General features: G+C 40.3%; 15 protein-coding genes. 10 read left to right on the forward strand and 5 right to left on the reverse strand.

All coding sequences use genetic code 11. The annotated features are described in order from the left end of the window. The first annotated feature begins 80 nt into the window (after positions 1-80). From mutY to ahr, 5 genes are all read left to right on the forward strand, one after another. Positions 81-1,115, forward strand: coding sequence for an A/G-specific adenine glycosylase (gene mutY, locus F981_RS04470; RefSeq protein ID WP_004718819.1), 1,035 nt, complete (start codon positions 81-83; stop codon positions 1,113-1,115). A gap of 76 nt (positions 1,116-1,191) precedes the next feature. After that, positions 1,192-1,740 carry a M23 family metallopeptidase gene (locus F981_RS04475; protein ID WP_004718822.1) on the forward strand — a complete coding sequence of 183 codons (549 nt, stop codon included), beginning with the start codon at positions 1,192-1,194 and terminating at the stop codon, positions 1,738-1,740. Between the two features lie 30 nt (positions 1,741-1,770). Further along, positions 1,771-2,016, forward strand: a complete 246-nt coding sequence (locus F981_RS04480; protein WP_004718823.1) for a hypothetical protein — start codon at positions 1,771-1,773, stop codon at positions 2,014-2,016. 42 nt (positions 2,017-2,058) lie between these two features. After that, complete coding sequence (locus F981_RS04485) at positions 2,059-2,613, forward strand: DNA-3-methyladenine glycosylase I (RefSeq protein WP_004718824.1); 555 nt, start codon at positions 2,059-2,061, stop codon at positions 2,611-2,613. A 31-nt stretch (positions 2,614-2,644) separates the two neighbouring features. Continuing rightward, a complete protein-coding gene (ahr, locus tag F981_RS04490) occupies positions 2,645-3,667 on the forward strand; it encodes an NADPH-dependent aldehyde reductase Ahr (protein ID WP_004718826.1) in 1,023 nt (340 codons plus the stop codon). A 519-nt stretch (positions 3,668-4,186) separates the two neighbouring features. Here the strand turns inward: ahr and F981_RS04495 are convergent. Next, entirely contained in the window at positions 4,187-5,623 is a 1,437-nt protein-coding gene (locus F981_RS04495; protein ID WP_004718828.1) for an aminotransferase-like domain-containing protein, read from the reverse strand. A gap of 110 nt (positions 5,624-5,733) precedes the next feature. Between F981_RS04495 and F981_RS04500 the strand changes: the two genes are divergently transcribed. Beyond that, on the forward strand, positions 5,734-6,141 hold the full coding sequence (locus tag F981_RS04500; RefSeq protein ID WP_004718830.1) for a hypothetical protein: 408 nt from the start codon (positions 5,734-5,736) through the stop codon (positions 6,139-6,141). Here F981_RS04500 and F981_RS04505 read toward each other — a convergent pair. Further along, entirely contained in the window at positions 6,101-6,991 is an 891-nt protein-coding gene (locus F981_RS04505; protein ID WP_004718832.1) for a LysR family transcriptional regulator, read from the reverse strand. The two genes, F981_RS04500 and F981_RS04505, sit on opposite strands and share 41 nt — an antisense overlap. Positions 6,992-7,114: 123 nt before the next feature. Here F981_RS04505 and dkgB point away from each other — a divergent pair, with 123 nt between their 5' ends. Continuing rightward, on the forward strand, positions 7,115-7,927 hold the full coding sequence (dkgB, locus tag F981_RS04510) for a 2,5-didehydrogluconate reductase DkgB (RefSeq protein ID WP_035372189.1): 813 nt from the start codon (positions 7,115-7,117) through the stop codon (positions 7,925-7,927). A 277-nt stretch (positions 7,928-8,204) separates the two neighbouring features. Then, a complete protein-coding gene (locus F981_RS04515; protein ID WP_004718835.1) occupies positions 8,205-9,380 on the forward strand; it encodes an MFS transporter in 1,176 nt (391 codons plus the stop codon). A 174-nt stretch (positions 9,381-9,554) separates the two neighbouring features. On the opposite strand, the gene F981_RS04520 is transcribed toward F981_RS04515, so the two are convergent. Then, entirely contained in the window at positions 9,555-10,205 is a 651-nt protein-coding gene (locus F981_RS04520; RefSeq protein WP_004718837.1) for an START domain-containing protein, read from the reverse strand. 57 nt (positions 10,206-10,262) lie between these two features. Next, positions 10,263-11,078 carry a 4-hydroxy-tetrahydrodipicolinate reductase gene (gene dapB, locus F981_RS04525; protein ID WP_004718838.1) on the reverse strand — a complete coding sequence of 272 codons (816 nt, stop codon included), beginning with the start codon at positions 11,076-11,078 and terminating at the stop codon, positions 10,263-10,265. A gap of 289 nt (positions 11,079-11,367) precedes the next feature. On the opposite strand from dapB, the gene F981_RS04530 reads away from it, so the two are divergent. Further along, positions 11,368-11,559, forward strand: coding sequence for a hypothetical protein (locus F981_RS04530; protein WP_004718840.1), 192 nt, complete (start codon positions 11,368-11,370; stop codon positions 11,557-11,559). 411 nt (positions 11,560-11,970) lie between these two features. Beyond that, entirely contained in the window at positions 11,971-12,186 is a 216-nt protein-coding gene (locus F981_RS23195) for a hypothetical protein (protein WP_004718842.1), read from the forward strand. An 81-nt stretch (positions 12,187-12,267) separates the two neighbouring features. Here F981_RS23195 and dnaJ read toward each other — a convergent pair whose 3' ends face one another. Beyond that, a complete protein-coding gene (gene dnaJ / locus F981_RS04540) occupies positions 12,268-13,380 on the reverse strand; it encodes a molecular chaperone DnaJ (protein WP_004718844.1) in 1,113 nt (370 codons plus the stop codon). Between the last annotated feature and the right edge of the window lie 48 nt (positions 13,381-13,428).

The raw sequence follows: 13,428 nt of genomic DNA on the forward strand, positions 1-13,428 counted from the left end.
TACTGCTCAAGTTTAAGATAATTTTCCGCAATAAATTTATCTTGGTTATACTGAGCATCCAATTTTTACGCTAGATTGTTATGTCGCAATTTTCATTTTCAGATGCGCTATTGACTTGGTTTGATCAACACGGGCGCCATGATTTACCGTGGCAAGTGGCTGATGATCCATACAAAGTTTGGGTGTCTGAGATTATGTTGCAACAAACACAAGTCAAAACTGTACTGCAATATTTTGATAAATTTATCCAACGCTTTCCGACTGTCGATGATTTGGGTAAAGCCTCATGGGATGATGTTGCCCCCTATTGGGCAGGATTAGGCTACTACGCCCGTGCACGCAATTTGCATAAAGCAGCAGGCGTGGTCAGCCAGCAAGGGCATTTTCCACAAAGCTTAGAACAATGGGTGGAACTTTCAGGTATTGGTCGCTCTACTGGTGGCGCACTGATGTCGCTTGGCTTACGCCAATATGGCGTCATTATGGATGGCAATGTAAAACGTGTTTTGGCCCGTTTCTTTGCCATTGAAGATGACCTGAGTAAACCCATCCATGAACGAGCCATGTGGCAACTGGCGGAAAGCTTATGCCCAACTGAACGCAACCATGACTATACCCAAGCAATTATGGATTTGGGTGCAACCATTTGTACGCCCAAAAAGCCACTCTGCTTATACTGTCCCATGCAACAACATTGCCAAGCCCATCAACAAGGGCTAGAAACCGAACTGCCTTACAAGAAAGCTAAAAAGCCTGTTCCTGTTAGAACTGGCACAGTGTTATTAATTGAGTCCGATCAACAATGGTTATGGGAACAGCGTCCCAACAGTGGTTTATGGGGAGGCTTATGGAGTTTACCGATTTTTGAAAATGAGCTTGCGTTTCAACAGCTTTGTCAAAGTCTAAAACTTATTTCAACTGTTGAACCTGTCCAAATCTCGCATAGCTTTACCCATTTCACATGGATTTTAAATGCGCATATTGTTCGAGTTGAATCAGACCAAAAAGAATACCTCCAGGCTGAACTTGGGGGCGAATGGTTAACACCACAAAAAGCTACACAAATGGGCATCCCTACAGCCATGAAAAAATTGATCTCAGCAGTAAAAATATGACATAGTCAGACACGGGTATTCGAAGCATATTTCAATTTTAATTTGCCCTTTTGAAACTTGAAAAAAAGGATTTCTCGTGTCACGTAGCATCCAATATTGCTTGATGGCCTTGCTTGCCATTATTTTAACTGCATGTACCACTGCACCTAAAAAGCCAAGCTCATCTAAGCCACAGCTTCCACAAGCTCAAATTAACCGCCTAAAAGCAATGTCAATGCCAACCCGATTGGCAATTCCTGTAGATGGAGTAAAACCACAAAACCTCACAGATACTTGGGGTGCATCTCGCAGTGCTGGGCGAGCACATGAAGGAATTGACATCATGGCTTCACGTGGAACCAAAGTTTATAGTAGTACTGAAGGTGTAATTGCCAGCTTAAAGAGCAATAATCTGGGGGGTAAAGTGATTTGGCTCATCGGACCAGGTGGTGTTTATCACTATTATGCTCATCTAAACGATCACAAACGTGGTCTACAAGAAGGCGATTACGTTAAAAAAGGTCAGTTAATCGGCTATGTCGGCAATACTGGAAATGCACGACATACTGCACCGCATTTGCACTATGGACTATACTTAAGAGGTAAAGGCCAAGGTGCAGTCAACCCCTACCCTTATTTACGTTAATTTTAGATTGAATCAATTTAGGAATATTCCATGTCAGAAGCATTGCTTGAGCGTTTAGTTGAATTTGCAGAATCAGGCAATCAACAAAAAATTGCCCTCAATGGACAAAATCATCAAGGCTGGATTATGGAAATCACCGATGAAGCATTAATGATCAGTACTGGCTTTACAGACAAAGCGGGTAAAGATATTTGGGTAAATTTTAAAGATTTACAACATGCGCAACTTTCCTATTGGGACAACAAACAAGATCAATGGGTCGAATTTAAACTTTAGAGAATTAAAACTTAAATCAATCAGAACAATGGTAGATCTTTTATGGCAAATAAACGCTGTGGTTGGTGTTCAGATGATCCTATTTATATTGAATATCATGATCAAGAGTGGGGTAAATCCAATCGAGATGAACAGCATTTATTTGAAATGCTTTGCCTAGAGGGGCAACAAGCAGGTTTATCTTGGATTACTGTTTTAAAAAAGCGTGAAAGCTACCGCGCCCAATTTTTTAACCACCCGATTCAAACCATCGCCAATTTTACTGAACAAGAGCTTGCACTAAAATGTCAGGATGCTGGGCTGATTCGCCATATCGGGAAATTAACGGCAATTCGTGACAATGCCATTGCATGGCAAAACATGAAAGCTCAAGACATCGATATGGTGAACTGGTTATGGGATTTCGTCGACCAGCAAGTACAACTCAATGATGTCCCTGATTATAAATTAGCACCGGCACAAACCGAAACCAGTCAAAAGCTTTCCAAAGCGTTAAAAAAGAATGGTTTTAAATTTGTTGGTCCAACCACTTGCTATGCCTTTATGCAAGCAGTGGGTATGGTCAATGACCATGAAAATGATTGTATATCCCGCTAAAAGTTTAACTGAGCAAACAGGAAGGATTCACATGTCAAATAATACGTTTCATGCTTATGCTGCCTTAGAGGCAGGTGCAGCACTTGTGCCCTATCAATTTGATGCAGGTGAATTACAGCCTCATCAGGTCGAAGTCAAAGTTGAATATTGCGGTTTATGCCATTCCGATGTTTCAGTGATTAACAATGAATGGGGAAATTCAGTTTTCCCAGTGGTTGGCGGTCATGAAATTATCGGTACCATCACTCAGCTGGGTTCAGAAGCGAAAGGATTAAAAGTCGGTCAACGTGTCGGTATCGGTTGGACTGCGGAAAGTTGTCAGCACTGTGATCCATGTGTTAGTGGTCAACAAGTGCTTTGCACAGGGGGTTCAGTTGCAACTATCGTTGGTCATGCAGGCGGGTTTGCAGATAAGGTCCGTGCAGGTTGGCAGTGGATTATTCCTTTTCCTGAAGATTTAAACCCTGAAAGTGCTGGCCCTTTATTGTGTGGTGGTATCACTGTTTTTGACCCAATCTTAAAACATCAAATTCAAGCAGTTCACCATGTTGGTGTCATTGGGATTGGTGGCTTAGGTCATATGGCCATTAAAATACTCAAAGCGTGGGGTTGTGAGATCACTGCCTTTACATCGAGTTTGGATAAAACAGATGAACTTAAAGCGATGGGTGCAGACCATGTGGTCAATAGTCGCGATGCCAATGCTTTAAAAGCACAACGTGGCAAATTTGATTTATTGCTCTGTACGGTAAATGTGAGTTTGGACTGGAAAGCATATCTCAATACACTGGCGCCAAATGGCACAATTCATATGCTAGGTTTAGTCCTCGAACCGATGCCGATTCCAGCGGGTGCACTGATTGGCGGTGCAAAATCAGTGACTGGTTCACCAACAGGCTCCCCTTTTGCATTGCGTCAATTATTACAATTTGCCGCACGCAAAAACATTGCACCACAAATTGAAGTTTATCCAATGTCAAAAATTAATAAGGCTTTGGAGCGACTTCACTCTGGAAAAGCCCGTTATCGTATCGTATTAAAAGCGGATTTCTAATTTCAGCAAGATGCCCCATTTACACCGACATCAGTCATCGTCAATGGGGCAATGTGTAATGCCGTTTGTAAACTATAATCAAATCGCCTGATTATTCAGACAAGTGATTTTATTTCAATAACCCATATTTAATTAATTTTATGTTTTTTATACAATTTGTTAGAAGCTTTTGGTGATTAATTTATTTTGTACTTTTGAATCATAGGTGGTCTTTCTATCGTGAGGCGACATGGATGTCGCCATGTTGAGCGGGGGTATAGGATGTACCCCTCGCTCAACGAAAGATTTTTGTCATCTTTTCATCTCTGAAAAGTGAGGCATCACCTACGCAAATCTATTTAGACTTTAGAGGTAAAGCGTGGTAATGAAAGCTTTATATTATTAAGCAATATATTCATCGCATTGATTTTATTGATCAAGAAAAATTATATTTTACTGTATGTGTTTTTAACAGATTGACTATTAGTCATTGATTCCTAGATAGAAATATTCAAGAGTTCAAATTACCCATTTAGAAGTTTAAGCCACACTCTTGGCTGACAATTCCCCCCTTACCCAATCTGCCAATAACATAATTGCATCCTGAATTTCCTGAGACAATTCATGGCCTGCATTTAAGCGAATACAATTGTTATAACGGTGATCCTCACCAAAAATAATCCCTGGCACAATATTGATACTGTATTGCTGTGCATAATAATACAACGCCAAGCTATCAATCTGTTCTGGGAACTGTAACCACAAGGCATAACTTCCCTGCGGTTGATTTAAACGGATCTCAACCCCATAAAAAGCATGTTGAATAAACTGTAAATATTGCGCAACTTGAGCCATCAACTTAGGGCGTAACTCACTCAAATGCTGACGATAGGCTCGGCTATAAATCAAATCAGCAAGACCCAATTGCAATGGTGTATTGACCGAAACATTTTGTAAAATCAACTTGGCATGTAAGTGCTGTAAACGTTGTGGCAAACAGAACCAACCGACTCGATAAGAGGTCGACAACGACTTGGAAACCGATCCGCAATAAACTACATAGCCCTGTTGATCCCAATATTTAATCGGTAAAGGGCGTTTGGCATTAAAGCTACATTCAGCATAAATATCATCTTCAATCACGTAACACTGATACTTCGCTGCCAGCTGTGCGATTTTTTCTTTCTCAGCATTAGTCAAACAGAAGCCTAAAGGGTTTTGAAAATTGGCGGTTAATAAACAGACTTTTGCGCCTGAGTTTTGCATCTCTTGTTCTAAACGCTCCAGATCAAAACCTTCGGTATTGGCAGGGATTTCAATAATTTTTCGTTTGAGCAACGCCAATAATTGCAACTGACCATTATAGTTTGGCGTGGGTACAATCACACTGTCACCGATTTGGCTAAGGCTTTGAATCATCACAGACAATGCCGGCATACAACCATTGCTGATATAAATATCTTCTTTGGCAATATAAAAACCATCTTCAGCCCAATGTGCTGACAATGCCTCTCTTAACTGAAGGTGCCCTTGGCGGTCATTATATAAAAAGTCTTCTGGCTTACTGTGCTTTAAAGCACGTTGTATTGAACGGCGTAAGGCCTCTACAGGAACTAAATTAGGCGATAACTGAATCGAACCTAAATGGATCAGTTTATTATTGATTGCTGCTTCATGAATTTGAATTTGTAAGTCTAGATTTGAAACCTCACGCGCTCTCGACTTAAAATCAGGATGGTCAGGTACAGCAATCTGTGGGGCTTTTTGCTGCGATTGAACAAAATAGCCAGACTTTTCTTTGACGTAAATCAAGCCTTGCGCTTCAAGCAATTCATAACAACTCTTTGCTGTATTCAGACTAATATTTTGCAATGCTGCAAATTTTCGCAAAGAGCTCAGACGTTGCCCAACGGCCAACTCTCCACAATAAATTTTCTGTGCAATTTGTTGTGCTAATGTTTGATATTGAAAAGCCATATCTGTACTCAAATTTTAATATTTGTTGTATCTGTATCTGTAAAGTTAACAGATTTATGCTTCATTCACAGCCAATTTTTACAAACAAATTGATTTGAAAGGAGAAAAAAATGAGAACGATCGCTTTAATCAGTATTGTCTTTGGATTAACTGCTTGCCAGCCTCAGCAGGTCAATCAAGCTGCTCAGAAACAACATTTTGTATGTAAATCTTTGATTGAAGGCTTTTTAAAAACACAAAATTTAGCTGAGTATCAGCTTGATCATCTAGAACCCACCTTACACCAGACTGCAGCTGTGCGAAACTACCGCTACCATGCCAGTAGTGATCAACGGATGAAGATTAATATCCCGGTGCAAAAAGACTTGACGTTTAAATGTCTTCAGACAGCAACTGATCATTTTGAAATCCAATTGGTCAATCCACAAAAACCCAGTAGCCAAACTTTACTGAGTCTGGATTTACCACCACAAAAGACTATCGAAACTTTGACAGCTTTTGCGTTAAAAACTCAATAAATAAACGGACACGCTTTGGTAAATGTTCTTGTTGATAATACACTGCATGGATGTGTTGCTCATAAAGCTCTATTTGATCTTCAAATAGAGCAATCAAGCGTCCTTGCTTTATATCTTTTAAAATCTCAAACTCAGACAATCTCGCAATTCCATGCCCGCGTAAACACAGTTGACGGACAGTTTCACCACTGGATGCTTTGATTTTTGGTTTGACAGTAAGCCTTTCTCCATTGACTCGAATCGGCCAAGTATTTAAACGGCTGACTTTGCTAAAGCCAATTTGGGTATGATTTAAAATATCTTGCGGTGTTGCTGGATAACCATGTGTAGCTAAATACTCAGGACTGGCAACGATATATAATCGGCTTTTACACAACAAACGCGCATGTAAGCTCGAATCATTAAGATCACCAAAACGTATTGCAACATCTGTCTTATGTTCTAATAAATCGATGATCTGATCGTTACTGTTTAACTCTATTTCTATTTCAGGATACAACTGAGAAAACTCTTGCATCAACGGTGCAATCACATGTAATACAAAAGGTGTCGCGGAATCCACGCGAATCAGCCCAGATGTATCACTGTCAGATTTTAATAAAGCATCTTCTGCTTCATTGAGGTCATGCACAATTTTTCGGGCTTTTGCTAAAAATAATTGCCCCTCTTGGGTCAACTTAAGTTTACGTGTTGTTCGCTCTAATAAGGTGACATTCAGTTTAGATTCAAGTCGTTGCAAGGCTCGACTTACACCTGAAGTGGTTTGTTCAAGATGCGTTGCTGCTGCAACAATCGAACCACTATCAACAATATTAATAAAAGCCTGTAATTCTTCGAGTGTAGATTTCATTGCTGTCAGCGCTCTGCTTATTGTTGATTTCTAGTCAATAATATTTTGCATATTCCTGTATTTTTCCGCAACAATTAAAGTAGCAAAATACACCCAATGTCAGAAAATAAAGTGAAATCCAGCATGACAAACATCGTTCCTCAATTTGGTGTCGGTACTTTCCGTTTAACAGGACAAACTGTGATTGACTCGGTCAAAACAGCCTTAGACGTTGGTTATCGTGCTGTAGACACTGCTCAAATCTATGGCAATGAAGCAGAAGTCGGTCAGGCCATTGCAGAAAGCCATATCCATCGTGATGATTTGTTTATCACAACAAAGATATGGACAGATCATTATCAAGCCGACAAACTTATTCCAAGTCTTAAAGACAGCTTACAGAAACTAGGTACTGATGCAGTCAACTTAACCTTGATTCACTGGCCAGCACCAAGTCTAGGAATTTCTGTTGCAGAAATGATGCTGAACCTGTTAGAAGCAAAAAAGCTGGGCTTAACTGAACATATTGGAATTTCAAACTTCAATATCGACTTATCGCAACAAGCCATTGCTGCTGTAGGACTTGAAAATATTGCCACCAACCAAATTGAACTTAGCCCTTATTTGCAAAATGATAAGTTGGTGAATTTTTTACAGTCACAAAATATTGATGTGACCTCTTATATGACTTTGGCGTATGGTAAAGTTTTAAATGACCCAACATTAACTGAAATTGCCAAACAGCATCAGGCTTCTAGCGCTCAAATTGCATTGGCATGGGCATTGCAGAAAGGCTTTGCTGTCATTCCGTCATCGACTAAACGTGAAAACTTAATTGCCAACTTAAAAGCACAAGAGATTCAGTTATCTGCTGAAGAAATGCAATTAATCGCGCAATTGGAACGTAATGGTCGTGAGGTTGATCCTGAAAACTTAGCACCTCAGTGGGATGTTTAATTCACTGCTGGAGTAAAAGTGATTTAAAGCAGCGCAAATCTTGGCTCAGGCTTTGATTAGCAAAGTTTGGTTGCTAGGTTTTTGCTTACTAGGCTTCGAAACAGGCTTTACCGCCTTTTGATCATGACTTAGATTGCTTCGCAAGATTATTTTCTTGCGAAGCTTTATTTTGTCACTTCATCAACATAGCGGCTGAAAAGTAAATGACCATCCCAGTGATTGACCAAACGCTGTTACACCCCATCATTTTCAATATGCTGTATATTTGAGATTCCTCATGAAATTAAATTTTCCCTTGCTCGCATTGGCCATTGGTGCTTTTGCAATAGGAACAACAGAATTTTCTCCTATGGGCTTTCTTCCCCAAATTGCAGAAAATTTGAATATTTCAATCCCAACCGCAGGTATGCTGATCACCGCTTATGCACTCGGAGTTATGATTGGCGCACCGTTTATGACCTTATGGTTTGGACGGTTCCCACGACGTAAAGCGCTTATTCTAGCCATGATTATTTTTACCATTGGCAATATTCTCGCTGCAATTGCCCCCAATTATTGGGGCTTAATGGCCGCTCGAATCCTGACCAGTCTCAATCACGGGGTATTTTTCGGGATTGGTTCCATTGTTGCAACAAGCGTCGTACCTAAAGACAAACAAGCCAGTGCAGTTGCCACCATGTTTATGGGCCTCACCATTGCCAACATCGGTGGTGTGCCTTTAGCCACATGGGTTGGGCAGAATATTGGCTGGCGTATGTCATTTGCAGCAATCGCCTTACTCGGCGTGATTACTATGCTGTCACTATGGAAAGCCTTGCCTGAAGATAAAGCAAGTCAACGTCCTGATGTCAAAGCAGAATTAAAAGTGCTGACTCGGTTGCCTGTAGTTCTTGCATTGCTCACCACGGTGATGAGTGCAGGTGCAATGTTTACCCTCTATACCTATATTGCGCCTAGCCTACAAAACATCACCCATGCAAGCCCGATGTTTATTACCTTGATGCTGGTACTGATTGGGATTGGTTTTTCAATTGGTAATCACTTAGGTGGGAAATTTGCAGACTTGTCACTGACCAAAACATTGACCAGTTTCTTGCTGTTACTGATGGTGAGCATGTTGCTGTTCCCTATACTGGCTCAAACTCAAATTGGTGCAGCATTGGCACTGATTGTCTGGGGAGCAGCGGCCTTTGCCGTGGTCCCACCTTTACAAATGCGTGTCATGTCTGTTGCTCATGAAGCACCTGGATTGGCATCTTCGGTAAATATCGGGGCATTTAATTTAGGCAATGCTTTAGGTGCAACAGCTGGTGGAGCAGTATTGAGTATGGGCATGAGTTATGCTGCGGTGTCTATTGCAGGTGCGGTACTCACAGCTTTAGGGTTAGTGCTGGTTTTTATTCAGATGAAAATGAATAAAGCACCTGCACAACAATATAGCCATTCAGCGTAGCGCTTAACAATCGTCACAAAGACTACAAGTAACCTTTCTTTCTACATCAATACCTTGAGAAAGGTTACTTTCAATAGTTAAATGAACGGAAAGATCTGCCAAGCATTATTTTTTCGAATATAGCGTTGTTTCGTCAATAAGTGATCTGCTTCAGGATTATTGATCAAACAATGCCTATTTTAAAATATCAGGCAAAGCTGTAAAGGGTTTATTCTTTGCCAATTCTGTTTTCATTTTCTGCAACATCTGATAAGGCTGCTGTTCGACCAAAATATTGGTTAAGCTGGCAGGAATGGAACCTTCTGGATTGGCATGTCCAGAGGTAATGACTTTGACTTTATTGGCACCGAGTTTTTGAAAGGTCCAATCACCTGAATAATCTTTTAAACGCACATAGTCAGGATTTAATGCTTTACCTTGCTGAATCGCAGAATTCTTAATAAAAATGCTGCCATTTGCATCTTTAGACATGGTTCCTTTAACCACCATGTCGCGATCTTTTAACGGAAAGGGAAAATCTAAAACCATATAAATGCTGAATTCACCTTTTTTATCATCGCGAGATAAAACTTCAGCTTTGGCAACATTGGGGACCCATTTCGGTGAGTTTTTGACGTCCAATACCAAAGCGACAGCACGATCAATCGGCACGTCTAATGTTGTTTCAGCTTTATAAGACAACACAGAATTACTGGCATCCTTGTATGTCCATACCTGAATGTTATTTTTATTCAAACTCAATTTGGCATTGCTTGGTAAAGCAGCTTGTGTAGTCAGGCCAAAAGCACTGATTACACAAGCAAATAACATCACTGTTTTTTTCATTTTTGAATGTTCAAAATTTGACTAATTGTTTTAATTCTATCGCATCAGATTTTAAGCTTAAATATCATTTAAGCCTAAAACGTCTTTCATATCGTATTTTTTTGCATCTTTGCCGACAACCCAAGCGGCTGCACGTACAGCACCGGCAGCAAAATTCATACGATTCGTGGCTTTGTGTGTCACTTCTACACGCTCACCTTCGCCAATAAACATCACTGTATGTTCGCCCACAATATCACCACCACGAATCGTTTCAAAACCAATGGTTTCACGTTCACGTGGACCTGTATGCCCCTCACGACCATAGACAGCAACTTTCTTTAAATCACGACCCAGTGTGTCAGCAACAGCTTCACCCATCATCAGAGCAGTACCTGATGGTGCATCTACTTTATGACGGTGATGTGCTTCAATAATTTCAATATCCACAGTATCGCCAAATACTTTAGCTGCCAACTCAAGTAATTTAATCGAAACATTCACACCCACTGAATAATTTGCCGCATAAACAATCGGTGTTTGAGTCGCAGATTGATTTAACAGCTCTTTTTGTTGATCCGAGAAACCCGTTGTACCAATCACCATCGCAACACCAGCAGCACTGCATAGTTTTAAATTATGTTCAGTTGCAACAGGCGCAGTAAAATCAATTACCACATCCACATCTTTGAGGATCTCTTCCAAGTTGCCAACCACTTTAATCCCCACAGCACCAATTCCTGCAAGCTCTCCTGCATCTGCACCAATTAATGTGCTTTCCGGGCGCTCTACTGCAGCAGCAAGTTGAAAACCTGCTTGTTGTACAGCTTGAATCAATGTACGGCCCATACGGCCACCTGCACCTACAATACCAATGCGTGGAGCTGCTGACATACGATCTTCCTAAATCTGAATTTGAAAATTTGGCTCTACTATAACAAAACTCGGTTCTAAGACGACGTTTCAATATAAAAAAATACTGTGATCTTTTTGCTTGCTTTGGGATCTGATGCGCTCATTGGTCCAAAATAGCCTGAACGAATAAATAGATTAATTTTATAAAATATATCGGTAAAACTTTGAAAAATTTACAACTTTTCAAATTTATTTCATCAAAATGCAAGAATCCCACAGCAGACTACATGCCACGAATGAAAATAATATGGCTTATAAGGAGATCAATATGCATTCGAATAAAGTGGCTTTCGCTCTGGTACTCGGCATGATGATGACAAATGTTTGGGCTGAATCAGCGCCTGCAACAACATCAGCAACAACTGAAGAAAAAACGCTTGCTCAACCCAATAGCAACACAGCATCTGAACCTCAAACAGAAGTTCGTGTTGAAGATATTGATGCACCAATCATCGAATAATAAGTACCTATTTTTCAGCGGTTGAGGGTATCTCCAATACCTTCAACCTCTCATTTTAAAAATAACTCAATTCAATTGTAATTATCATCATAAAAATTAGGCACTACAACCAAACATCAACACTTATATTATTTTTAAATTATCTAAAAACTGCTTGAAATGTGTATTAAATTACAGCTAAAAATAACTAAAAAACAAAATTTAAATTTTTCAGATCTGTAAGGTCTGTTAATAATTCGTCTATGTTTGCGATTTTGCGTTTTTTTAACTGATACTAGGCACAAAATACCAAATCTAGTCTTTCTAAATAATGACAAACATCGTTTTGCAAAATAACGATGTAGTAGCAAAATACGCTACACTAAAAGCGCTTGGACGCAATCATAAAAAGCATATATCAAAGGAAATACCATGCAACTCAAAAAAATCATTTTAGGATTGATGATGACAACAACTGTTTCACTAGTTTGGGCCGAAGACACCACACCGCCTACCGCTCCATCATCAGAATCATCGACACCAGCAACACATCCCGCGGTGATACTCCCCCAAGATGATAATTCAATAGATGCTGCCCCGGATGACAACGAATTTGATTTATCACCATCGAATCTAGCATCAAAATAAAAAAAACGGAGCAACAAGATCTGTTGCTCCGTTTTTACATATTCAATGTTTAGCTTGCTAAATGAAAAGATCTAAACTCAATTAGTCAAATAAACGATCGAAGAAAGATTTTTTCTTCGGTGACGATTTATTGTCATCACTTTCCATCGTGGCTTGAAGTTCTTTCAATAGCTCACGTTGACGGCTGGTCAAATGTACAGGTGTTTCCACCACAATACGGCAAAGTAAGTCACCTTGCATACTGCTACGTACAGGTTTTACCCCTTTACCACGTAGTCGGAACATTTTACCGGTTTGTGTACCTTCAGGCACTTTCAAACTGACTCGGCCATCCAATGTTGGAATTTCAAGTTCTTTACCTAAAGCAGCATCTGCGATACTAACAGGTACATCCATATATAAGTCTGCACCATCACGTTGGAAGATATCGTGCTCACGTACTACGACTTCAACGTATAAATCACCAGATTGACCATCACGAATCGCTTCACCTTTACCCGTTAAGCGAACGCGATCACCATTATCAACACCTGCAGGAATAGTAACTTCAAGAGTTTGCTGACGATCTGATACACCTGAACCATGACATTTGCTGCATGGATTTTTAATAATTTTACCTTGTCCACGACAGGTACTACATGTCTGCTGAACAGAGAAGAAGCCCTGTTGCATACGCACTTGACCTGCACCATGGCAAGTCTTACAGGTTTCTACATCATTTGGATTTTTTGAACCTTTACCATCACACACATCACAAGGTGCTGGTGCAGTAAAGGTAATGGTTTTCTTAACGCCTCTCACCGCTTCTTCGAGTGTTAATTCCATGACATAACGCAGGTCGGAACCACGACGCGCACGTTGCTGACCACGGCCACCTCCGCCAAAAGCGCCACCAAAGATGTCACCAAACTGACTGAAAATGTCTTCGGCGCTGAAACCACCACCAAAGCCACCGCCGCCCATACCACCTTCAAAGGCGTTATGACCCATACGGTCGTACATGCTACGTTTTTCACCGTCAGAAAGAATTTCATATGCTTCCGCACATTCTTTAAACTTTTCTTCAGCTTCTGAGTTGTCAGGATTACGATCTGGATGATACTTCATCGCCAACTTACGGTAGGCTTTTTTAATTTCATCATCACTAGCGGTTTTAGCAACACCTAAAACCTCATAATAATCACGTTTAGCCATGATTGGCGATGCTCCACAAAATTTGATAATACTTCTATGCAGAGTAAA

It is taken from the genome of Acinetobacter guillouiae CIP 63.46, from assembly GCF_000368145.1.
Lineage (GTDB): Bacteria > Pseudomonadota > Gammaproteobacteria > Pseudomonadales > Moraxellaceae > Acinetobacter > Acinetobacter guillouiae.

Excerpts from the sequence above, each read along its gene's own strand:
- mutY (WP_004718819.1), top strand. The coding sequence starts at position 81 with ATGTCGCAATTTTCATTTTCAGATGCGCTATTGACTTGGTTTGATCAA.
- F981_RS04480 (WP_004718823.1), top strand. The coding sequence starts at position 1,771 with ATGTCAGAAGCATTGCTTGAGCGTTTAGTTGAATTTGCAGAATCAGGC.
- F981_RS04485 (WP_004718824.1), top strand. The coding sequence starts at position 2,059 with ATGGCAAATAAACGCTGTGGTTGGTGTTCAGATGATCCTATTTATATT.
- ahr (WP_004718826.1), top strand. The coding sequence starts at position 2,645 with ATGTCAAATAATACGTTTCATGCTTATGCTGCCTTAGAGGCAGGTGCA.
- F981_RS04495 (WP_004718828.1), bottom strand. The coding sequence starts at position 5,623 with ATGGCTTTTCAATATCAAACATTAGCACAACAAATTGCACAGAAAATT.
- F981_RS04500 (WP_004718830.1), top strand. The coding sequence starts at position 5,734 with ATGAGAACGATCGCTTTAATCAGTATTGTCTTTGGATTAACTGCTTGC.
- F981_RS04505 (WP_004718832.1), bottom strand. The coding sequence starts at position 6,991 with ATGAAATCTACACTCGAAGAATTACAGGCTTTTATTAATATTGTTGAT.
- dkgB (WP_035372189.1), top strand. The coding sequence starts at position 7,115 with ATGACAAACATCGTTCCTCAATTTGGTGTCGGTACTTTCCGTTTAACA.
- F981_RS04515 (WP_004718835.1), top strand. The coding sequence starts at position 8,205 with ATGAAATTAAATTTTCCCTTGCTCGCATTGGCCATTGGTGCTTTTGCA.
- F981_RS04520 (WP_004718837.1), bottom strand. The coding sequence starts at position 10,205 with ATGAAAAAAACAGTGATGTTATTTGCTTGTGTAATCAGTGCTTTTGGC.
- dapB (WP_004718838.1), bottom strand. The coding sequence starts at position 11,078 with ATGTCAGCAGCTCCACGCATTGGTATTGTAGGTGCAGGTGGCCGTATG.
- F981_RS04530 (WP_004718840.1), top strand. The coding sequence starts at position 11,368 with ATGCATTCGAATAAAGTGGCTTTCGCTCTGGTACTCGGCATGATGATG.
- F981_RS23195 (WP_004718842.1), top strand. The coding sequence starts at position 11,971 with ATGCAACTCAAAAAAATCATTTTAGGATTGATGATGACAACAACTGTT.
- dnaJ (WP_004718844.1), bottom strand. The coding sequence starts at position 13,380 with ATGGCTAAACGTGATTATTATGAGGTTTTAGGTGTTGCTAAAACCGCT.